At 70.4% G+C, this 20,858-nt stretch carries 20 protein-coding genes; 4 read left to right on the plus strand and 16 right to left on the minus strand.

Features of this window, described 5'->3' with window-relative positions; genetic code table 11:
• Positions 1-40: 40 nt before the first annotated feature.
• Genes ACIRL2_RS31520 through pyrR form a run of 8 tightly spaced genes read right to left on the minus strand, consistent with a single transcriptional unit; the run spans position 41 to position 9,921 of the window.
• On the minus strand, positions 41-1,066 hold the full coding sequence (locus tag ACIRL2_RS31520; RefSeq protein WP_395871866.1) for a dihydroorotate dehydrogenase: 1,026 nt from the start codon (positions 1,064-1,066) through the stop codon (positions 41-43).
• Positions 1,066-1,917: a dihydroorotate dehydrogenase electron transfer subunit gene (locus ACIRL2_RS31525; protein WP_395871868.1), complete on the minus strand. Its 852-nt coding sequence runs from the start codon at positions 1,915-1,917 to the stop codon at positions 1,066-1,068. Before ACIRL2_RS31525 ends, ACIRL2_RS31520 begins: the two co-directional genes overlap by 1 nt.
• Before the next feature lie 8 nt (positions 1,918-1,925).
• The gene (gene carB, locus ACIRL2_RS31530) at positions 1,926-5,237 is read right to left on the minus strand and encodes a carbamoyl-phosphate synthase large subunit (RefSeq protein WP_402236558.1); all 3,312 of its coding nucleotides are present in this window, start codon (positions 5,235-5,237) and stop codon (positions 1,926-1,928) included.
• On the minus strand, positions 5,230-6,363 hold the full coding sequence (gene carA / locus ACIRL2_RS31535) for a glutamine-hydrolyzing carbamoyl-phosphate synthase small subunit (RefSeq protein WP_395872089.1): 1,134 nt from the start codon (positions 6,361-6,363) through the stop codon (positions 5,230-5,232). Before carA ends, carB begins: the two co-directional genes overlap by 8 nt.
• A gap of 5 nt (positions 6,364-6,368) precedes the next feature.
• Positions 6,369-6,992 (minus strand): hypothetical protein, encoded by a 624-nt coding sequence (locus ACIRL2_RS31540; RefSeq protein WP_402236560.1) that lies wholly within the window; start codon positions 6,990-6,992, stop codon positions 6,369-6,371.
• Positions 6,989-8,275, minus strand: coding sequence for a dihydroorotase (locus ACIRL2_RS31545; protein ID WP_395871874.1), 1,287 nt, complete (start codon positions 8,273-8,275; stop codon positions 6,989-6,991). The genes ACIRL2_RS31540 and ACIRL2_RS31545 overlap by 4 nt, the downstream gene beginning before the upstream one ends.
• Positions 8,272-9,279, minus strand: coding sequence for an aspartate carbamoyltransferase catalytic subunit (locus ACIRL2_RS31550; RefSeq protein WP_395871876.1), 1,008 nt, complete (start codon positions 9,277-9,279; stop codon positions 8,272-8,274). The genes ACIRL2_RS31545 and ACIRL2_RS31550 overlap by 4 nt, the downstream gene beginning before the upstream one ends.
• 3 nt (positions 9,280-9,282) lie before the next feature.
• Positions 9,283-9,921, minus strand: a complete 639-nt coding sequence (pyrR, locus tag ACIRL2_RS31555) for a bifunctional pyr operon transcriptional regulator/uracil phosphoribosyltransferase PyrR (protein WP_395871878.1) — start codon at positions 9,919-9,921, stop codon at positions 9,283-9,285.
• A 376-nt stretch (positions 9,922-10,297) separates the two neighbouring features.
• On the opposite strand from pyrR, the gene ACIRL2_RS31560 reads away from it, so the two are divergent.
• Positions 10,298-10,801, plus strand: coding sequence for a transcriptional regulator (locus ACIRL2_RS31560; protein WP_161356183.1), 504 nt, complete (start codon positions 10,298-10,300; stop codon positions 10,799-10,801).
• Positions 10,802-10,901: 100 nt separating this feature from the next.
• Here the strand turns inward: ACIRL2_RS31560 and ACIRL2_RS31565 are convergent, their stop codons facing one another.
• Positions 10,902-11,918: a LacI family DNA-binding transcriptional regulator gene (locus tag ACIRL2_RS31565; RefSeq protein WP_402236565.1), complete on the minus strand. Its 1,017-nt coding sequence runs from the start codon at positions 11,916-11,918 to the stop codon at positions 10,902-10,904.
• A 407-nt stretch (positions 11,919-12,325) separates the two neighbouring features.
• Here ACIRL2_RS31565 and ACIRL2_RS31570 point away from each other — a divergent pair, with 407 nt between their 5' ends.
• Positions 12,326-13,678: an MFS transporter gene (locus ACIRL2_RS31570; protein ID WP_395871881.1), complete on the plus strand. Its 1,353-nt coding sequence runs from the start codon at positions 12,326-12,328 to the stop codon at positions 13,676-13,678.
• 130 nt (positions 13,679-13,808) lie between these two features.
• Here the strand turns inward: ACIRL2_RS31570 and ACIRL2_RS31575 are convergent, their stop codons facing one another.
• Positions 13,809-14,438, minus strand: coding sequence for a TetR family transcriptional regulator (locus tag ACIRL2_RS31575; protein ID WP_402236566.1), 630 nt, complete (start codon positions 14,436-14,438; stop codon positions 13,809-13,811).
• A gap of 247 nt (positions 14,439-14,685) precedes the next feature.
• Between ACIRL2_RS31575 and ACIRL2_RS31580 the strand changes: the two genes are divergently transcribed.
• Together ACIRL2_RS31580 and ACIRL2_RS31585 are read left to right on the plus strand one after the other, a co-directional pair.
• On the plus strand, positions 14,686-16,227 hold the full coding sequence (locus ACIRL2_RS31580; RefSeq protein WP_402236709.1) for an MFS transporter: 1,542 nt from the start codon (positions 14,686-14,688) through the stop codon (positions 16,225-16,227).
• 125 nt (positions 16,228-16,352) lie between these two features.
• Positions 16,353-16,844, plus strand: coding sequence for a MarR family winged helix-turn-helix transcriptional regulator (locus tag ACIRL2_RS31585; RefSeq protein ID WP_395871885.1), 492 nt, complete (start codon positions 16,353-16,355; stop codon positions 16,842-16,844).
• Positions 16,845-16,884: 40 nt separating this feature from the next.
• Here the strand turns inward: ACIRL2_RS31585 and ACIRL2_RS31590 are convergent, their stop codons facing one another.
• The 6 genes from ACIRL2_RS31590 to ACIRL2_RS31615 all read right to left on the minus strand — a co-directional run bounded on the left by ACIRL2_RS31590 (position 16,885) and on the right by ACIRL2_RS31615 (position 20,749).
• Positions 16,885-17,637, minus strand: a complete 753-nt coding sequence (locus ACIRL2_RS31590) for a class I SAM-dependent methyltransferase (protein ID WP_395871887.1) — start codon at positions 17,635-17,637, stop codon at positions 16,885-16,887.
• A gap of 43 nt (positions 17,638-17,680) precedes the next feature.
• Entirely contained in the window at positions 17,681-18,025 is a 345-nt protein-coding gene (locus ACIRL2_RS31595) for a DUF202 domain-containing protein (RefSeq protein ID WP_402236570.1), read from the minus strand.
• Positions 18,025-18,399, minus strand: a complete 375-nt coding sequence (locus ACIRL2_RS31600; RefSeq protein WP_395871892.1) for a YidH family protein — start codon at positions 18,397-18,399, stop codon at positions 18,025-18,027. Before ACIRL2_RS31600 ends, ACIRL2_RS31595 begins: the two co-directional genes overlap by 1 nt.
• A gap of 150 nt (positions 18,400-18,549) precedes the next feature.
• Entirely contained in the window at positions 18,550-18,978 is a 429-nt protein-coding gene (gene nusB / locus ACIRL2_RS31605) for a transcription antitermination factor NusB (RefSeq protein ID WP_395871894.1), read from the minus strand.
• Entirely contained in the window at positions 18,978-19,544 is a 567-nt protein-coding gene (efp, locus tag ACIRL2_RS31610; RefSeq protein WP_395871895.1) for an elongation factor P, read from the minus strand. Before efp ends, nusB begins: the two co-directional genes overlap by 1 nt.
• A gap of 74 nt (positions 19,545-19,618) precedes the next feature.
• Positions 19,619-20,749: an aminopeptidase P family protein gene (locus ACIRL2_RS31615; RefSeq protein WP_395871897.1), complete on the minus strand. Its 1,131-nt coding sequence runs from the start codon at positions 20,747-20,749 to the stop codon at positions 19,619-19,621.
• Positions 20,750-20,858: the final 109 nt, after the last annotated feature.

Here is a 20,858-nt window from a genome sequence, read left to right on the forward strand (position 1 = left end):
CGAACCCCGTCCGTACCGGCATCACCCTCACCACAAGCCCCTAACGATGCGCGTACCCGATCGCCGCCTCCAGCGAGCCGAAGCCGCGGGCGATCAGCGCCGCCCGCAGTTCGTCCAGGATCCGCACCGGCGCCGACGGATCGTTGAAGATCACCGTGCCCACCGACACCGCCGCCGCGCCCGCGAGGATGAACTCCAGCGCGTCCAGGCCGGTGCGGATGCCGCCCATGCCGACGATCGGCACCTGCGCCATCTGCCCGTCCAGCATCGCCGCGTGCACCTGGTACACGCAGCGCACCGCGACCGGTCGTACCGCCGGGCCGGAGAGCCCGCCGGTGACACCGGCCAGGACCGGCTTCATCGTGTCGGTGTCGATCACCATGCCCAGCAGCGTGTTGATCATCGACAGGCCGTCCGCGCCCGCCTCCACGCACGCCCGGGCGATGTCCACGATCGAGGTCACGTCCGGCGACAGCTTGGCCAGCACCGGCACCAGCGGGTCCGCCGCGTCGCGCACCGCGCGGATCACGTCGTAGGACGTGGCCGGGTTGCACGCGAACACCTGGCCCCGATTGGCCACGTTCGGACACGAGATGTTGGCCTCGATGCCGACCACGCCGGGCGCGCCCTTGAGCCGCTCGGCCAGCGCCACGAAGTCGTCCACGTGGCCGCCGGCGATGGACACGATGGTGCGCCCGCCGCGGGCCGCCAGCCAGGGCAGGTCGCGCTCGACGAAGGCGTCGATGCCCGGGCCCTGCAGGCCGATCGAGTTGAGCATCCCGGACGGCGTCTCGGCCATCCGTGGGGTGGCCCGGCCCGAACGCGGGTACGGCATGATCGTCTTGGTGACCACCGCGCCGATCGCGGCCGGCTCGAAGAACTTGGCCAATTCCTTGCCGTAGCCGGCGCAGCCCGAGGCCGTGGTCACCGGGTTCGGCAACAGCGTCGAGCCGAGCCGGGTGGCCAGGTCGATCCCGCCACCGGGCAGCATGATCGTCGACGGCGGCGGCTCGTCGAAGTCGCTCGCGCCCTCGTTGTCGGCGTAACCGCCGTACACGTCGGTCATCAGTGCGCTCCCATCGCCGCTGCGCCCTCGATGTCCGCCGGGATCGTGCCGGCGTCGTCCCAGCGCACCTTGGTGCCGTCGAAGCACGGCCCGTCCACACACGAGCGGACGAACCGGCTGACGCCGTCGTCGCCGACCACCGGGAGCACGCATGTCATGCATACCCCGACGCCGCACGCCATCGATTCCTCGACCGCGGTGAACACGCGCGCGTCGTGCGCGGTCGCCACCTCGGTGACCGCGCGCAGCATGCCCATCGGCCCGCACGCGTACACGACGTCCGCCGCCACCGCGGTGAGCACCTCGGGCAGCGGGCCGGTGACGAAGCCGCGCACACCCTCGGAGCCGTCGTCGGTGGTGACCACGACGTCCTCGGTGATCGCGCGCGCCTGGTCCACGCCGTACAGCCGCTCGCCGGTCGCCGCGCCGAGCACGAAGGCGACCGAGCCGCCGTCGGCCACGATCCGCTCGGCGAGCGCGAACATCGGCGCGCTGCCGTAGCCGCCGGCCACCATCACCGCGCTGACCGGCTCGGCCGGCAGCGGGAACGGCGTGCCCAGCGGCGCGACCACGTTCACGCTGTCGCCCACCCGCAGCCGGGCCAGCTCGCGGGTGCCGCGCCCGGCCTCGGCGAAGACCACGTCGATCGTCTCCGCGCCCGGGTCGGCCCGGTGGATGGAGAACGCGCGGCGCAGCAGCATCGCCGAGTCGACGCCGCCGATCGCCACGGCGACGAAGTGGCCGGGTTCGACGCGGGCGGCGATCCCGGGGGCGCGCAACACCAGGCGGTGGTACGCGCCCGCGGGTTCGCGGCCGACGATCTCCGCCTGCACCTGCAGGGGAAGTGCCATCGGTGTCGTCAGCCCTTTCGGTGGGACGTGATGTGGTCGGCGTGCTCCTGGAGCGAGCGCACCCCGATGTCGCCGGCGATCAGCGACTGGATGCCCTGGACCGCCGCGGCAAAGCCCTGCACCGTGGTGATGCTCGGGATGCCCCGGGTGACCGCCGCGGTGCGGATCTCGTAGCCGTCGAGTCGCCCGCCGGTGCCGAACGGGGTGTTGACGATCAGCTCGACCTCCCCGTCGTGGATCATCCGCACGATGGTCGGCTCGCCGTTGGGGCCAGGGCCCTCGCTGTGCTTGCGCACCACGGTGGCGGGCACGCCGTTGCGGCGCAGCACCTCGGCGGTGCCCTCGGTGGCCAGGATCTCGAAGCCCATGTCGTGCATGGCCTTGACCGGGAACACCATCGAGCGCTTGTCCCGGTTGGCGAAGGACACGAAGGCGCGACCCTTGAGCGGCAGCGAACCGTACGCGCCGGCCTGGGACTTGGCGTAGGCGGTGCCGAACACCGCGTCGATGCCCATCACCTCGCCGGTGGAGCGCATCTCCGGGCTGAGCACGGTGTCCACGCCGCGGCCCTTGGTGTCGCGGAAGCGGTTCCAGGGCAGGACCGCCTCCTTGACCGCGATCGGCGCGTCCATCGGCAGCGTGCCGCCGTCGCCCTCGGCCGGGAGCAGGCCCTCGGCGCGCAGTTCGGCGATCGTGGCGCCGAGGGAGACGCGCGCGGCGGCCTTGGCCAGCGGCACCGCGGTCGCCTTGGACACGAACGGCACGGTCCGCGACGCGCGCGGGTTGGCCTCCAGGACGTAGAGGATGTCGCCGGAGAGCGCGAACTGGATGTTGATCAGTCCGCGTACCCCCACGCCGCGCGCGATGCCCAGGGTGGCCGCGCGCAGCCGCTTGATGTCGTGCGCGCCGAGCGTGATCGGCGGCAGCGCGCAGGCCGAGTCGCCGGAGTGGATGCCGGCTTCCTCGATGTGCTCCATCACGCCGCCGAGGTAGAGGTCCTCGCCGTCGTAGAGCGCGTCCACGTCGATCTCGATCGCGTCGTCGAGGAAGCGGTCGACGAGCACCGGGTGGTCGCTGACCAGGCCGGCGTTCTGCTCCAGGTAGGTGGCCAGGGAGGGCTCGTCGTAGACGATCTCCATGCCGCGCCCGCCGAGCACGTAGGAGGGCCGCACCAGCACGGGGTAGCCGATCTCGGCGGCGATCGCGCTGGCCTCGCCGAAGGAGAACGCGGTGCCGTGCTTGGGCGCGAGCAGTCCGGCCTCGGCCAGCACCCGGCCGAAGGCGCCGCGCTCCTCGGCGAGGTGGATCGCCTCGGGCGAGGTGCCCGCGATCGGCACGCCCGCGTCCTTGAGCTTTTGCGCCAGCCCGAGCGGGGTCTGTCCGCCGAGCTGGACCAGGACGCCGGCGACGGGTCCGGCCTGGGTCTCGGCGTACACGATCTCCAGCACGTCCTCCAGGGTGAGCGGCTCGAAGTAGAGCCGGTCGGAGGTGTCGTAGTCGGTGGAGACGGTCTCCGGGTTGCAGTTGACCATCACGGTCTCGTAGCCCGCGTCGTGCAGCGCGAACGCGGCGTGCACGCACGAGTAGTCGAACTCGATGCCCTGCCCGATCCGGTTCGGCCCGGAGCCCAGGATGATCACGGCCGGCTTGGTGCGCGGCGCGACCTCGCTCTCCTCGTCGTAGGACGAGTAGTGGTACGGGGTGCGCGCGGCGAACTCGGCGGCGCAGGTGTCCACGGTCTTGTATACCGGACGCACGCCGAGCGCCTGGCGCACCTCGCGCACGACCTCCTCGCGCATGCCCCGGATCGCCGCGATCTGCACGTCCGAGAGGCCGTGCCGCTTGGCCAGTCGCAGCACCTCGGGGGTCAGCTCGGCCGCGTCGCGGACCTCGCCGGCGATCTCGTGGATCAGGTACATCTGGTCCAGGAACCACGGGTCGATCCGGGTCGCCTCGAACAGTTCCTCGGGTATGGCGCCGGCCCGGATGGCGTCCATGACCACGTTGATCCGGCCGTCGGTGGGCTTCTCGGCGGCGGCGAGCAGGTTCGCCTTGTCCCCGACCTCGGAGACGAAGTCGAACTGCGAGCCCTTCTTCTCCAGCGAACGCAGCGCCTTGTTCAGCGCCTCGGTGAAGTTGCGGCCGATCGCCATCGCCTCGCCGACCGACTTCATCGTGGTGGTGAGGCGGTCGTCGGCGGCCGGGAACTTCTCGAAGGCGAAGCGCGGGACCTTGACCACGACGTAGTCGAGCGAGGGCTCGAAGCTGGCCGGGGTCTCCTTGGTGATGTCGTTGGGGATCTCGTCGAGCGTGTAGCCGATCGCGAGCCGCGCGGCGATCTTGGCGATCGGGAAGCCGGTCGCCTTGGAGGCAAGGGCCGAGGAGCGCGAGACGCGCGGGTTCATCTCGATCACGATCACCCGGCCGTCCTCGGGGTTGATCGCGAACTGGATATTGCAGCCGCCGGTGTCCACGCCGACCTCGCGGATCACCGCGATGCCGATGTCGCGCAGCGTCTGGTACTCGCGGTCGGTCAGCGTCATCGCGGGCGCCACGGTGATCGAGTCGCCGGTGTGCACGCCCATCGGGTCGAAGTTCTCGATCGAGCAGACGACCACGACGTTGTCGTGCTTGTCGCGCATCAGCTCGAGCTCGTACTCCTTCCAGCCGAGGATGGACTCCTCCAGGAGCACCTCGGTGGTCGGCGACAGGGTCAGGCCCTGGCCGGCGATCCGGCGCAGGTCCTCCTCGTCGTGCGCGAAGCCGGAGCCGGCGCCGCCCATGGTGAAGGACGGGCGGACCACGACCGGGTAGCCGCCGAGCGTGTCGACGCCGGCGAGCACGTCGTCCATCGAGTGGCAGATCACCGAGCGGGCCGACTCGCCGTGCCCGATCTTCTCCCGCACCCGCTCGACCACGCCCTTGAACAGGTCGCGGTCCTCGCCCTTTTGGATCGAGTCGAGGTTGGCGCCGATCAGCTCGACGTTGTACTTCTCCAGCACGCCGTTCTCGCTGAGCGAGACCGCGATGTTGAGTGCGGTCTGCCCGCCCAGGGTGGGCAGAAGCGCGTCGGGGCGCTCCTTGGCGATGATCTTCTCGACGAACTCGGGGGTGATCGGCTCGACGTAGGTGGCGTCGGCGATCTCCGGGTCGGTCATGATCGTGGCCGGGTTGGAGTTGACCAGGATCACCCGCAGGCCCTCGGCCTTGAGGATCCGGCACGCCTGGGTGCCGGAGTAGTCGAACTCCGCGGCCTGGCCGATGACGATCGGGCCCGAGCCGACGACCAGGACGGACTTCAGGTCGCTGCGCTTAGGCACTCTTGGTCTCCATCAGCGTCACGAAACGGTCGAACAGGTAGGCGGAGTCGTGCGGTCCGGCCGCCGCCTCCGGGTGGTACTGCACGCTGAACGCGGGTCGGTCCAGCAGGCGCAGGCCCTCGACGACGTCGTCGTTGAGGCACACGTGGCTGACCTCGGCCCGCCCGTAGGGGGTGTCCGAGACGGTGTCCAGCGGCGCGTCCACGGCGAAGCCGTGGTTGTGCGCGGTCACCTCGACCTTGCCGGTCGTGCGGTCCTGCACGGGCTGGTTGATGCCGCGGTGGCCGTACTTGAGCTTGTAGGTGCCGAAGCCCAGCGCGCGCCCGAGCAGCTGGTTGCCGAAGCAGATCCCGAAGAACGGGGTGCCCTGGGCCAGCACGGCGCGCAGCAGCTCGATCTGGTGGGTCGCGGTGGCCGGGTCGCCGGGGCCGTTGGAGAAGAACACGCCGTCGGGGGCGATGGAGTTGACCTCCTCCAGCGTGGCCGTGGCGGGCAGCACGTGCACCTCGATGCCGCGCTCGGCCATCCGGTGCGGGGTCATGCCCTTGATGCCCAGGTCCAGCGCCGCGACGGTGAAGCGCTTGGTGCCGATCGCGGGCACCACGTAGGCGGCGTCGGTGCTGACCTGCTCGGCGAGGTCGGCGCCGGCCATCTCGGGGCTGGTGCGCACCCGCTCCAGCAGCGCGGCCTCGTCCGCGCGGGCCGCGTCGCCGGAGAAGATGCCGACCCGCATCGCGCCGCGCTCGCGCAGGTGGCGGGTCAGCGCGCGGGTGTCGATGCCGCTGATGCCGACCACGCCGTAGCGCACGAGTTCGTCGTCGAGCGAACGCCTCGAACGGTGGTTGGAGGGCACCCGGGCGGGGTCGCGGACGACGTAGCCGGAGACCCAGATCCGGGACGACTCGGGGTCCTCGTCGTTGACGCCGGTGTTGCCGACGTGCGGGGCCGTCATCACGACGACCTGGCGGTGGTACGAGGGGTCGGTCAGGGTCTCCTGGTAGCCCGACATGCCGGTGGAGAACACCGCCTCGCCGAACGTCTCCCCCACCGCGCCGTAGGCGCTGCCGCGGAACGTGCGCCCGTCCTCGAGGACGAGCACCGCAGGCGTCGTGGCCCGTCCGGTCATTGCGGTCACGTGACCGATCCTTCCTGGTGGTTCTGTGTAGCGGTGCCGGCGGTCGCCGGCAGTTCCCCGGCGATCAGCCGGGTGATGGTCTCGATCCACGCGTCGTGGTCGTCCGGGTGATCGCCGCGGAAGCCGGAGTCGAGCGAGGTGTCGCCGTGCGTCCAGGTGATCACCAGCAGGCCGCCCTCGGGCAGCACCTTCCCGGCGATGCCCTTCTCGTGTCGCACGCCGGTCAGCGCCGCGGCGGGCACGAAGAAGTCGGTCGCGGCGGGCCGCTCGACCACCAGGCCGTCCGCGCGCAGGGTCAGCTCGACCGGGCTGCGGGTGCCCAGGCCGTGCGCGACCACGCGGTCGAGCCAGTCGCCGGCGGTGGTGCTGCCGAAGTAGCGGCCGACCAGCGGCGGCAGCAGCGGCGCGGCACCGGCCTCGGACGCGGTGGGCAGCGCGGGCAGCCCCTCCTGCCGCTTGCCGCGCTTCTTCCAGGCGCGCCACATCAGCAGGTAGACGCCGAGCACGAAGGCGAGGCAGATGCCGATCCAGAGGATGCGACCGCCCCAGTTCGTCACCTCCGCCGACTTCTGTTCGGTGGCGAGCAGCAGCAGGTCGTGGTGCGCCGTGCCTGAGGTCACGCGAGCTTCCCGTCGATCACCGTGGGTACGCCGCGCAGGAACGTGGCGACCACCTTGCCGGGCAGTTCCAAGCCGGCGTAGGGGGTGTTACGGCTGCGCGAGGCGAGTTCGGACGGTTCGACCGTACGCCGTGGGGTCGGGTCGACCAGCACCAGGTTGGCGGGCTCGCCGACCTCGACCGGGCGACCGTGCCCGTCGAGTCGGCCGATCGCGGCGGGGCGCACCGACATGCGGTCGGCGACGCCGGCCCAGTCGAGCAGGCCGGTGTCGACCATGGTCTCCTGCACGATCGACAGGGCCGTCTCCAGGCCGAGCATGCCCATCGCGGCGACCGCCCACTCGCAGTCCTTGTCCTCGCTGGGGTGCGGGGCGTGGTCGGTGGCGACGGCGTCGATGGTGCCGTCGGCGAGCGCCTCGCGCAGCGCGGTGACGTCGGCGGCGGTGCGCAGCGGCGGGTTGACCTTGTAGACCGGGTCGTAGCTGCGCACGAGTTCGTCGGTGAGCAGGAGGTGGTGCGGGGTGACCTCGGCGGTGACGTTCCAGCCCTTGGACTTGGCCCAGCGCAGGATCTCCACCGAGCCCGCCGTGGAGACGTGGCACACGTGCAGCCGCGAGCCGACGTGCGCGGTGAGCAGCACGTCGCGGGCGATGATCGACTCCTCGGCGACCGCGGGCCAGCCGCGCAGGCCCAGTTCGCCGGAGACGGTGCCCTCGTTCATCTGCGCGCCCTCGGTCAGCCGGGGCTCCTGCGCGTGCTGGGCGACCACGCCGTCGAAGGCCTTCACGTACTCCAGCGCGCGGCGCATGATCACCGCGTCGTCCACGCACTTGCCGTCGTCGGAGAACACCCGCACGCGCGCGGCCGAGTCGGCCATCGCGCCCAACTCGGCGAGCCGCTGGCCGGCCAGGCCCACGGTGACCGCGCCGACCGGGTGTACGTCGCAACGACCGGTCTCCTGGCCGAGCCGCCAGACCTGCTCGACGGTGCCGGCGGTGTCCGCGACCGGGTCGGTGTTGGCCATCGCGTGCACGGCGGTGAAGCCGCCCAGCGCCGCCGCGTTCGCGCCGGTGGCGACCGTCTCGGCGTCCTCGCGGCCGGGCTCGCGCAGGTGGGTGTGCAGGTCGACCAGGCCCGGCAGCAGGATCTGCCCTGCGGCCTCGATCACGACGGCGCCGTCGGCGCGCAGGCCGGTGCCGATCTCGGCGATCACGCCGTCGCGGATGAGCACGTCCGACGCGTCGCCCCCGAGGACCTTGGCGTCCTTGATCAGGTACGTGCTCACTGGGTGTTCTCCTCGGTGCCGGTGCCGGTGCTGGTGTTCGAGGCGCTCGGGGCGCTGGGGGTGCTCAGGGCCGGTTCGTTGCCGCCCAGGAGCAGGTACAGGACCGCCATCCGCACGCTGACGCCGTTGGTGACCTGCTCGACGATGGTCGAGCGGGTCGAGTCGGCGACCTCGGCGGCGATCTCCATACCGCGGTTCATCGGGCCGGGGTGCATCACGATGGCGTGCTCGGGGAGCATCGCCATCCGGCGCAGGTCCAGGCCGTAGCGGCGCGAGTATTCGCGCTCGGTGGGGAAGAACGCGGCGTTCATCCGCTCGCGCTGCACGCGCAGCATCATCACCGCGTCGCTCTTGGGCAGTGGCGCGTCCAGGTCGTAGGAGACCGTGCAGGGCCAGCTCTCCACGCCGATCGGGAGCAGCGTGGGCGGCGCGACCAGGGTGACCTCGGCGCCCAGGGTGGCCAGCAGGAGCACGTTGGAGCGGGCCACCCGGCTGTGCAGGACGTCACCCACAAGGGTGATTCGGCGGCCTTCCAGATCGCCGCGCCCGCCGGCCAGCCTGCGCCGCATGGTGAACGCGTCGAGCAGTGCCTGGGTGGGGTGCTCGTGGGTGCCGTCGCCGGCGTTGACCACCGAGCCGCGCAGCCAGCCGGAGCCGGCCAGGCGGTGCGGCGCGCCGGAGGCGTGGTGCCGGATGACCACCGCGTCGGCGCCCATCGCCTGCAGGGTGAGCGCGGTGTCCTTGAGCGATTCGCCCTTGGAGACCGAGGAGCCCTTGGCGGAGAAGTTGATCACGTCTGCGGACAGCCGCTTGGCGGCGGCCTCGAACGAGATGCGGGTGCGGGTGGAGTCCTCGAAGAACAGGTTGACCACGGTGCGGCCGCGCAGCGTCGGCAGCTTCTTGATCGGCCGCTCGGCGATGTGTGCGAGTTCTTCGGCGGTGTCGAGGATCAGGATGGCGTCGTCACGGGTGAGGTCCGCGGCCGAGATCAGGTGGCGCTTCACTGGCTACTTCTCCGCGTCGGTGGGGGCCGCGGCGGGGTCGGCCGCGCGGGTGCCGAGCAGGACCGCGTCGCGGCCGTCGTACTCGGCGAGGTGGACCTTGACGGTCTCGCGCAGCGACGTGGGCAGGTTCTTGCCCACGTAGTCGGCGCGGATCGGGAGTTCACGGTGGCCGCGGTCGACCAGGACGGCCAGTTGCACCGCGCGCGGGCGACCGATGTCGTTCAGCGCGTCCAGGGCGGCGCGGATGGTGCGGCCGGAGAAGAGCACGTCGTCGACCAGCACGACGAGCTTGCCGTCGATGCCCTCGGCCGGGATCTCGGTGCGCTCCAGGGCGCGGGCCGGGCCGAGCCGGAGGTCGTCGCGGTACATGGTGATGTCCAGCGCGCCGACCGGGACCTTCGCGCCGTCCTCGATCGAGGCGAGTCGCTCGCCGAGCCGGCGGGCCAGTGCCACGCCTCGGGTCGGGATGCCCAGGAGCACGACGTCGTCGGCGCCCTTGGCGCGTTCGACGATCTCGTGCGCGATCCGGGTCAGCGCCCGGTTGATATCGGAGGTGTCCAGGACCGCGCGGGCGGTGGCCGGGTCGAGGTCCTTGGGACGGGCGGCCGACGTGCCGCCGGGGGTGTTGCCAGGTGCTGTCATGGAAAACAGACCTCCTTCCCCGTCTCACAGGACGGGCTTTAAAGGACGTCGGGGTACGTCCCTCACAGTATCAGCCAACATCATCAGTCTTTCGGCCGCCCGGACCGTTCGATCGAGCCGGGGCGAAAGCCGCGTAAGGGGGCCTCTCACCTGCGCGAATCCGGCTTTGTAGCCCGTTCGGCTTGACGGACGCAAATTACTCTGCGTAACCTCACAATGAGTCACCACCGGGCCAAACGCGACAGTCGCGACGTGCCGAACCTCGCAGCTTCGGGGAGAGTTCGAGGTACAGAAAGCCGGCCCGGAGGTAGCCACCCCATCGGTTCGGCCAACCACCGGTGGACCTTCACGGTCAGTCACCTGTTTTGGGAGCGAGATGTCCAGCGACTACGCCAAGCAGCTCGGGGCGAAGCTCCGCGCGATCCGGACCCAGCAGGGCCTGTCCCTGCACGGTGTCGAGGAGAAGTCCCAGGGCCGCTGGAAGGCCGTCGTCGTCGGTTCGTACGAACGCGGCGACCGTGCGGTAACCGTGCAGCGCCTGGCCGAGCTCGCCGACTTCTACGGCGTTCCGGTCCAGGAGCTGCTGCCCGGCGGCACCCCCAACGGCGCGGCCGAGCCGCCGCCGCGGCTGGTTCTGGACCTGGAGCGGCTGCAGACCGTGCCGTCCGACCAGGCCGGTCCGCTGCAGCGCTACGCGGCCACCATCCAGAGCCAGCGCGGCGACTACAACGGCAAGGTGCTGTCGATCCGTCAGGACGACCTGCGCACGCTGGCCGTGATCTACGACCAGTCGCCGAGCGTGCTGACCGAGCAGCTCATCGGGTGGGGCGTGCTCAACCCGGAGGCCCGTCGGGCCGTCGACAGCCAGAACAACGCGTGACAATCCGCTAGACGGAGCGTTACGGAGGCAGGCGGAAACGTCGAAGGGTCCCGAAGCCGATCGGCTTCGGGACCCTTCACCTTTTGTACGATCGCCGGCCTCAGCCGGATTCGCGGACCATCACGCGCGGGTGCACGACCATGCGACCACCCGGGCGGTAGTCACGGCCTCGGATCAATGTGGTGATCGCGTCCGAGGCGCCGGAGCCCATCGTTCGGGTGTGCATCGAGACGCTGGTCAACCTCGGCCAGACCAGGTCGCAGAACGGCAGGTCGTCCGCGCCGACCACGGCCATGTCGTCGGGCACCGACCAACCGCACTCGCGCAGCGCGGAGATGATCATCAGGGCGAAGTCGTCGTTGCCCGCGAACACCGCGGTCGGCGGCTCGCTCTCGCGCTGCCACTGCCGCACGATGGCCAGCACGTCCTCGCGGACGTAGCCCACGTCCACCCGGCGCAGCGAGACCCCTTCCTCCTCGGCCGCGGCCTGCGCGCCCGCCCAGCGCTCCTCGCCCAGGAAGGCGAGCGGCCCGGACGGGACCAGGCAGGCCAGCCGGCGGTGGCCCCGATCGATGAGGTGGCGCACCGCGACCCGGCCGGTGTCCCGGTTGTCGAAGATCGCGGTCGGCACGTCGGGGTGCTCCTCGCGGCCCCACGCGAAGATCGCCCGGACCCCGGCCCGCTTGAGCACGTCCACCGCGCCGCCGGTGAGCCGGTTGGACTCGGCCATCACCGCGAGCGGGCGCAGCGCGGCCCACTGCCGGGCCGCGTCGGCCCCGCGCGAGGTGCGGTCGGCGTGGATGAGCAGGCTCAGCTCGTGCCGGTTGAGCGCCTCGGTCAGCTCGTCGATGAACGCCTCGAGGAGTTGGCCCATCGGCTGCAGCGGCAGCGGGAAGAGCACGACGTCGCTGTTGCCCGAGCGCAACGATCGAGCGGGCGCGCTGGGCGCGTAGCCCAGTTCGCGCACCGCGAGCATGACCCGCTCCCGGGTCTGCGCGCTGACCCGGACCCCGGGCGGCGAGTTGAGCACGTAACTCACGGTGGATCTGGATACGCCGGCGAGCCGGGCCACGTCGGAACTGGTGGGCGGCTTCGCCCCCGCCTCCGGCGCGCTCATCCGTGACCCCCCGGGCGGCAAGTGACCGATTTCGTGCTCGTCATCTCGACGACACCCCCTACCGCACCCGCACGCGGGGCCGGCCCGCGCGCAACCGATGTCCACCGGATCACAGGGTCGCGATCCGTTACCGCTTGGTTAGCGGGGACAACCTTGGCCGTAATCGCTCGAATGCGCTACCGACACATGTCGGTCGTTACAAGATCACTCGCAGTGACGATTCGCTGCGGATTGCGCTCTGTTCAAGCCTTGAACAATCAAATCGTTATCTAGTCGGACTGATTTCACGTTGTGGATCCATTCCCCTGCTTATTCGTGTCACCTAGGCTCCCAACCCAACACCTCGTCAGCAGATTCGAGACCTCCGTGCAGGGAGGGTTTCGAGTCCCCTCCATCGGACGGTCCACATGAGTTCGACCACCACAGAGGCACCCGACTCGTCGTCCCCTGCGCCGGAGCCCACCCCCGGTGCCGGGCACACCGGGTACAAGATCGGGCCGCTCTACGCGACGCTGCCCATCGCCAACATCGCGCTGTACATGTTGTGGCTGGGTGTGGGGGTCTACCTGCTCCCGACCCAGGTCATCCACATCAAGGGCGTTCCCGATCAGGAAGCGCTCAAGTGGCCGATCTTCTGGGGCGCGCTGTTCGCCACGGTCGGCAACCCGCTGTTCGGCAAGCTGTCCGACATCACCCGCTCGCGCTTCGGCCGCCGGTCGCCGTTCATCCTGTTCTGCGCGCTCGTCGGCGCGGCCGCCCTGTGCTTCCAGGCCAACGCGAACTCGATCGCGGTCGTCGGCCTGACCTGGGGCGTCATCCAGTTCATCATGAACGGGTACCAGGCCGCGGTGACCGCGGTCATGCCCGACCGGGTGCCCGCGGGCAAGTACGGCCGGTTCTCCGCGATGATCGGCCTGGGCATCCCCGTCGGCACGATCGTGGCCTCGCTGCTGCTGGCCGGCGTCGACCTGAGCATGATCGGGATCGACGCCCAGATCGGCGGCTTCGACGGCAGGTTCGCCGATCCGGCGGACGGTGGGGCCAAGGGCTTCTACCTGATCGCCGCCGTGCTCGTGGCCGCCGCGCTGATCTTCGTGATCGTCAGCCCGGACAAGTCCTCCAAGGACATGCCGCGGGAGAAGTTCGAGTTCGTCTCGTTCGTCAAGGGCTTCTGGGTCTCGCCGCGCGAGCACGCCGACTTCTTCATCGCCCTGGTCTCGCGCCTGGGCGTGATGCTCGGCTACATGGTCGTCCTGCAGTTCAACTTCTTCATCCTGTTGATGTACATCAAGATTCCGCAGGCCGAGGTGCTGTCCAAACTGGGCACCCTCACCGTGATCAACGCCGTGGTGACCATCGTCGCGGCCGTCGTGATCGGCCCGATCGTGGACCGCGTCGGGCGGGTCAAGCCGTTCGTGATCGGCTCGGGTGTCGGTGCCGCGCTCTCCCTGATGATCCCGCTGATGTGGGCCACCGAGGACGGCATGATCGCCTTCCAGGTCGCCAACGGCTTGTTCTTCGGCATGTACATGGCCGTCGACATGGCGCTGATCACCCAGGTGCTCCCGCGTCCGCAGGACGTCGGCAAGGACATGGGCCTGATCAACATCGCCAACGCCGGGCCGCAGATCGCCGCGCCGTTCCTGGCCCCGTTCCTGGTCGACGACCTGGACTTCGGCTACGAGGGCCTGTTCGCGTTCGCCGCCGCGATATCCCTGCTCGGGGCGCTGTTGGCGCTGCTGGTCAAGCGCGTGCGGTAGGTGCGCGGGCGGCAGGCCCGCGCGCGGCCTCGCGCGCCGTATACGCCGACGGGGCGGACCGGATCACCGGTCCGCCCCGTCGGTATGTCGGCGCTCGTCACTCGCCGGTCGCGTCGGGTCGCCGCGCAGCTCACGCGCGCGGGATCTCGCCCGCCGTCCAGCGGCCGGTCAGCAGCGCGCCCATGTCGTCCCAGGCCTCGTCGATGACGCGGGCCAGGCGCGCGACGTCCAGCACCTCACCCTCGGTCCACTCGTCCATCGCCACCCGCATCACCGAGTGGTACAGGGTCACCAACAGCGCCGGACGCCGGTCCCGTTCCGGCTCCAGTCCCTCGCGCCGCGCGATCTCCCGGGCCATCCGCCGCTCCAGCTCCATCGCGTTGCGCAGCGACGCGGCCAGCAGTACGGGGGTGGCCTCGATCATCCGGCGCAGCCGCAGGAACTCCTGCCCCGCGCCCTCCTGTTCCTCCTCGGCGACCCGGGCGAACACCTCGGCGCCCGCGCGCCGCAGCGCGGTCAGCGGCGCCTCTTCCGCCGGGCGGGCGGTGAGCGCCTCCAGGAACAGTCCCTCGAACTCGATCGCCCGGGCCAGCGCCACCTCCTCCTTGCCCGCGAAGTAGCGGAAGAAGGTGCGCCGGGACACCTCCACGGCGGCCACGATCTCGTCGATCGTGGTGGCGTCGTACCCCTTGCGCAGGAACAACTCCAGCGCGGCGTCCACCAACGCCTCGCGCGTGCGTTCCTTCTTACGCTCCCGCAAGCCCGTCGCGGTGCCGGCCGTCTCCCGCACGTTGGGTGGTCCTCTCGTTCGCCTATGCACAGTATGACACTTGCCACTGTGTGCAATTTGAGTGATTTGGCTATATGGCACTGCGTGCCATATCGTTCGATGGTTCGATGCGGCGCTGGACACGGATGGATGTAGGGAACGCATGAGTCAGACTTCGACGGCGGCGGCTTCGGGCGCGCTCCCGCCGGACCTCTCGAAGAGCGCCGTGCGCCGGGGCATGCAGGGACACCCCTGGCTGACCCTGCTGGCGGTCGCCTTCGGCGTGATGATGGTGGCCCTGGACGGCACCGTGGTCGGCATCGCGAACCCGGCCATCTCCAAGGACCTGGACGCCTCGCTCGCCGACCTGCAATGGGTCACCAACGGCTACCTGCTCGCGCTCGCGGTGTGCCTGATCCCGGCCGGCAAGCTCGGTGACCGCTACGGCCACAAGACGATCTTCCTGATCGGCGCGGCCGGCTTCGCCGCCACGTCGCTGATCATCGCGTTCTCGCAGTCGGTCTCGATGCTGATCGCGTTCCGGGTGCTCCAGGGCGTGTTCGGCGCGCTGCTCCAGCCCACCGCGCTGGGCCTGCTGCGCAACAGCTTCCCGGGCAACAAGCTCAACATGGCGATCGGCATCTGGGGCGCGGCGGTCTCCACCGCGACCGCCGCCGGTCCGATCGTCGGCGGCCTGCTGGTGGAGCACGTCAGTTGGCAGTCGGTCTTCTACATCAACGTGCCGATCGGCGTGCTGACCCTGGTGGTGGGCATCTGGGCACTGGCCAACAGCCGGGTGGCCGGCGCGAGCAACCGGATCGACTACCTCGGTGTCCTGCTGCTGTCAGTGGCGATGTTCTGCCTGGTCTGGGGTGTGATCAAGAGCGGCGAGAAGGGCTGGGGCAGCGCGTACACGCTGGGCTTCATGGCCGCCGCGCTGATCCTGCTCGCGCTGTTCGCGCTGTGGCAGACCAGGGCGCCCGAGCCGCTGATGCCGCTGGTGATGTTTCGCAACCGGCCGTTCTCGATCGGCATCGTGCTGATGATCTTCATGGCGTTCGCGATGTTCGGCGCGATGTTCTTCATCACCTTCTACCTCCAGGGCGTCAACGGGCTCAGCCCGACGGAGACCGGCGTGCGGATGTTGCCGATGTCCGTGGTGATGATGATCGGCTCGCCGATCGGCGGCTTCGCGATCACCAAGCTCGGCCCGCGCATCCCGATCATCGCCGGCCTGGCGCTGTCCGCGACCGCGATGGCGCTGCTCGCCCGGCTGGGCGAGGACGCGAGCTTCGGCGCCACGATGGTGCCGTTCGTACTGCTCGGCTTCGGGCTCAGCCCGATCATGGTCGGCGCGACGGACATCATCGTCGGCAACGCCTCGCTCGAACTCTCCGGCGTCGCCTCCGGCATCCAACAGGCCGCGATGCAGGTCGGGGGCGCGCTCGGGACCGCCGTGCTCGGCGCGGTGGTGGCGGCCAAGGTCTCCTCGGTGCTGCCGGACCGTTGGCCGGCCGAGGCGGGTGCCTACGACACCCTGCCGCACGGCCGGCGCGAGGCGATCGAGGGGTCGGTCGCACAGGGCTTCCCGCCGGTGGACCCGGCGACCATGAACGGGCACACGATCGACGCGGTCCGCCACGCGTCGGACACCACGTTCCTGGACGGCATGCAGCTCGCCTTCACGATCGCCGCGATCACCATGGCGGTCGGAATCGTGCTCGCGCTGTTCGTCCGGCAGGGCGAAAAGCGCGAAGGCGCGGTCGCCGTACATGTGTAGGGCATGATCGACGGGGAGCATCATCCCCTGGCAATGGTCGTGGGCAAGACCGTCGCGCCGTCCCTGATCGACATCGGGGGCGGCGTTCCGGTTTGCCCGGCAAATTAGACAGGTATTCTTACCTCGTGCAGCAAGACACCTCCTCCGGGCCCGAACTGGTGACGTTGCTGGTCGGCGCCGTGCGCGGGATCAGCCAACTGTTCTCCGACCGCATGACGGCCGCGGGATTCGACGAGATCCGGCCCACGCACGGCTTCGCGCTGACCCTGGTCGGCGAGGGCGGCACCACCGCCACCGAGCTCGGGCGCCGGTTGGGCATGACCAAGCAGTCGGCCGGCGAGGTGGTCTCGCACCTGGCCCGACACGGATACGTCGAGCGCAAGCCCGACCCCGCCGACCGCCGCGCCCGCCGGATCACCCTCACCGAACGCGGGCGCGAGTGCCTGCGGGTGATCTGGGCCGAGCTGTCCTGGATCCAGGGCGCGTGGACCAAGGCGGTGGGCGACGACGGCGTCGAGGTGCTCAAGGAAGGTCTACGCGCGGGCATGCGCCAACTCGGCGCGTCCGGTGAACTGCCCGACAACCTGAGCCAGGCCTGGTGGTGGCGGGAGAACTAGTGCCGGGAGACCGCGGTGGGTGCCCGCCCGCGCCGTCGGTTCACAGTGGCGGCTCGAATTCCCGGCGGGGGGCGACGTAGGTGTCGGTGAGATAGGCGAGTTCCACCGGCTCCGCGTGCGCCCGGACGAATTCGCGCACCCGGGCCATGAGTTGCGCCTTCGGTGCGGCATCCATCGCGGCCACGTAGCTGAACGTCGAGAACCGCTCCAACACCTGATCGTGCGTCAGTTCGTCGCGCCACCGGAACACCCTGCGCTCGGCGGGCGCGAACGGCTCGGCGGCGGCCAACTCCGCGCGATAGTCGTGCAACTTGTGGAAGGGCCACTCGGCCACCTCGTGCAGACCCGCGACGAACGCCTCGCTCTCGTCCAACTCGTTCCACACCATCGCCAACGCCCCGCCGGGCCGCAACACGCGCGCGATCTCGCCCAGCGCGGCCTCGGGCTCGAACCAGTGGAACGCCTGGGCGACGGTGACCACGTCGAAGGCACCGGCCGGAGCCGGGATACGCTCCGCGCTGCCCGCGTACACCGGCACACCCTCGACCACCCGGGCGAACGTCTCGCGCATCGCCGCCGACGGCTCGACGGCGATCACCTTCGCGCCGCGCTCGACCAGCAGCCGGGTCAACTTGCCGGTACCGGCGGCCAGGTCGAGCACCCGGGTACCGGGCCCGATCCCGGCGCCGGCGCACAGGTGTTCCACCGCCTCGGCCGCGTAGGACGGCCGCGCCCGCTCGTATCGATCCGTGCCCTGGGCGAAGCCGCGCGTGCCGAGACCGTCGGTCGTCATGCCGCGCATTCTCGCCGGGCGTCCCCGGTCGGGACAAGGGTCCTCAGGGTCTGCCGAGCAGGACCACCCCGGCCAGCACGCACACCGACACCGCGATCAGCAGCGTCGCGCGGACCGCCCGATCGCCGCACACGGCGTCGCCGGCCCGCACGGCCCGGTCCACCTGTCGGTGCCGCAGCAACCCCACCACGTACACGGTGAGACCGGCCGCCATCACCGCGCACCCGGGCAGCATGAACCACCAGCGATCCGGCACATGACCCGCGTGCACCAACAGCGCCCCGTTGGCGACGAACGCGAGCGACGTGCGCGACCAGGCCATCCTGGTCCGCTCCGGTTGCAGCCCCGGATCCAGGGGTGTGCCCGGCAGCGACGCGGGGCGCGACATCAGGAGGCGATCATGAGCACGACGCTCACCACGATCACGACCACCAGACCCGCCGAGAGCACCAGGGGCACCGCGGAGAACGGCAGCGCGTGCCCGAGCCGCATCGCCCGCTCGACCCGATACCAGCGCCGGTACGCGGTGGCCGACAGGGTCAGCGCCAGCGCGACCAGGGCCAGGCCGAGCACCAGCCGCTGTCCGCGCGGAGCCAGATCCGGAACCAACTGGACCACCGCGACGCCACCCGCGAGCAGCGAGAGAGCCGTCCGGATCCAGGCCAGGAAGGTCCGCTCGTTGGCGAGCGTGAAGCGGTAGTCGGGCTCGTCCCCGATCTCCCGCAGCCGGGAACCCTTGCGGTCGGATCTCATGATCTTCATTATCGGCATTCGATCATGATTCGATCGCCCGGGCCCCGGGGCCCGGGTCCGGAAAGCCGACGAGCCGGAGGCCCGGGTCCGGAAAGCCGACGAGCCGCCTCCCCCACACGGGGGCAGGCGGCTCGACCGGAGTCCCGGAAACGGGCGCGGCTAGCGCAGCAGCGTCGGCTTGAGGTCCTTTATCCGCGCGAGCAGGCCGTTCACGAAGGCCGGCGACTCGTCCGTGGAGTACTCCTTGGCGAGTTCGACGGCCTCGTCGATGGCCACGACGTCGGGGACGTCGCTCTCCCAGAGCAGCTCGTAGATGCCCAGGCGCAGGACGTTGCGGTCCACGCCGGGCATCCGGTCGAGCGTCCAGCCCACGGCGTAGGTGCCGATCAGGTCGTCGATCCGCTTGCGGTGCTCCTGGACGCCCTCGACCAACTGCATCGTGTAGTCCGCGACCTGGGGCTCCGCCCGGTCGGCCTGGAACCGGCCGACCCAGTCCGCGAGGATGGTCACCGGGTCGACGCCGCGCTGGTCGGCTTCGAACAGGATCTGCAGCGCGCGCTTCCGGGTCTTGCTGCGGGCACCGGCCACTAGCTGTTCACGCGGCCCAGGTAGTCACCGGAACGGGTGTCGACCTTGACCTTCTCGCCCGTCGTGATGAAGAGCGGAACCGCGATCTCGAAGCCGGTCTCCAGCTTCGCGGGCTTGGTGCCACCGGTGGACCGGTCGCCCTGGACACCCGGCTCGGTGTACTCGATGAGCAGCTCGACGGAGGCCGGCAGCTCCACGTAGAGCGCGGCGCCCTCGTAGATCGCGACGGTCGCCTCGAAGCCTTCGAGGAGGTAGTTGGCGGCGTCGCCGACGGTCTCGGGCGAGATCGGCAACTGCTCGTACGTGTCCGTGTCCATGAACACGAAGTCGGTGCCGTCCTTGTACGAGAACTGCATACCGCGCTTGTCCACGGTGGCCGTCTCGACCTTCGTGCCGGCGTTGAAGGTCTTGTCCACGACCTTGCCGGAGAGGACATGCTTGAGCTTCGTACGAACGAACGCGCCGCCCTTGCCGGGCTTGACGTGCTGGAACTCGACGACGGACCAGAGCTGGCCATTGTCGAGCTTGAGCACCATGCCGTTCTTCAGGTCGTTGGTCGTGGCCACGAGTGTGGTGTCTCCTGCGTGCTTCTGGGACCGGATGATCGCGCGTCGGACGGGGCGGGTGCGAAGACAGCCCGCTACAGGACGAGCAATTCCTTGGTCGTGATGGTGAGTAGCTCGGGGCCGCCGTCTTCGAGCGGACGAACCACAAGGGTGTCCTCGATGCGGACGCCGCCTCGGCCCGGGAGATAGATCCCCGGTTCGACGGTGACCGGCATGCAAGCGTCCAGCTTACCGGTCGCCGTCGGACCCAGACGCGGGTCCTCGTGGATCTCGAGACCGACGCCGTGCCCGAGGCCGTGTTCGAAGAACTCCAGGTATCCGGCCCGCTCGATCACCTCGCGCGCGGCCCGATCCACCGCGACCGCCTCGGCACCGGGCACCAGCGCCTCGCGGCCCGCCTTCTGGGCGGCGAACACCACGCCGTAGATCTCCTGCTGCCACGCGGCCGGCTCGGTGCCGATCACGAAGGTGCGGGTCATGTCGCCGTGGTAGCCGCGATAGCGGGCACCGAAGTCGATCTTGAGGAAGTCGCCGTCCTCGACCCGCCGGTCGCCGGGGTCGTGGTGTGGGATCGCCGAGTTCGGCCCGGTGGCCACGATGGTGGGAAACGCCACGGCGTCCGCGCCGTGGTCGGCCATGCGCCGCTCCAACTCCATCGCGATGTGCCGTTCGGTCCGCCCGACCAGGATCGACTCGATCATCTCGCCCAGCGCGCGGTCGCCGATCTCGCAGGCGATCCGCAGCGCGGCGATCTCCGCCGGATCCTTGACCCGACGCAGGTCCTCGACCACGCGGCCGAGCTTGACCAGCGCGGCGGCGGGGCTCTCCTCGGCGAGCACCGCGCCCAGCGCGCGGTACAGCTCGACCGTCACGTGCTGTTCCTCGATCGCCAGCCGGACCGCACCGCCCGCGGCGGCGCGCTTGGTCAGCGCCTGCGGGCAGGACCGCTCGACGAGCAGCTCGACGCCCGGCGACTCCTCGCCCGCCTGGGTCGCGTACCGGCTGTCGGTGCACAGCACGGCGCCCGAGTCGGTGGACCCCTCGCCCGCCGCTCCCGGTGTGTACACCAGCAGCGCGCCGTTCGAACCGGTGAAACCGGTCAGATAGCGCACATTGACGAGATTGGTGATCAGGGCGACATCTGCGCCGGCACCGGCCAGGCGGGAACGCAGCCGATCACGGCGTTGAGCATGGGCCTCGGGCATGGGACCAGCGTAGTCCCGCGAGGTGGGCGGAGCCCGGCGTGACTCGGCGAACTGCATCCTTCGTGCCGCGACCAGGGCAATCGTGTGAAGGCCGGACAGCGGCCGAGGT

Origin of the sequence: Embleya sp. NPDC127516 (genome assembly GCF_044765325.1) — a bacterium.
Lineage (GTDB): Bacteria > Actinomycetota > Actinomycetes > Streptomycetales > Streptomycetaceae > Embleya.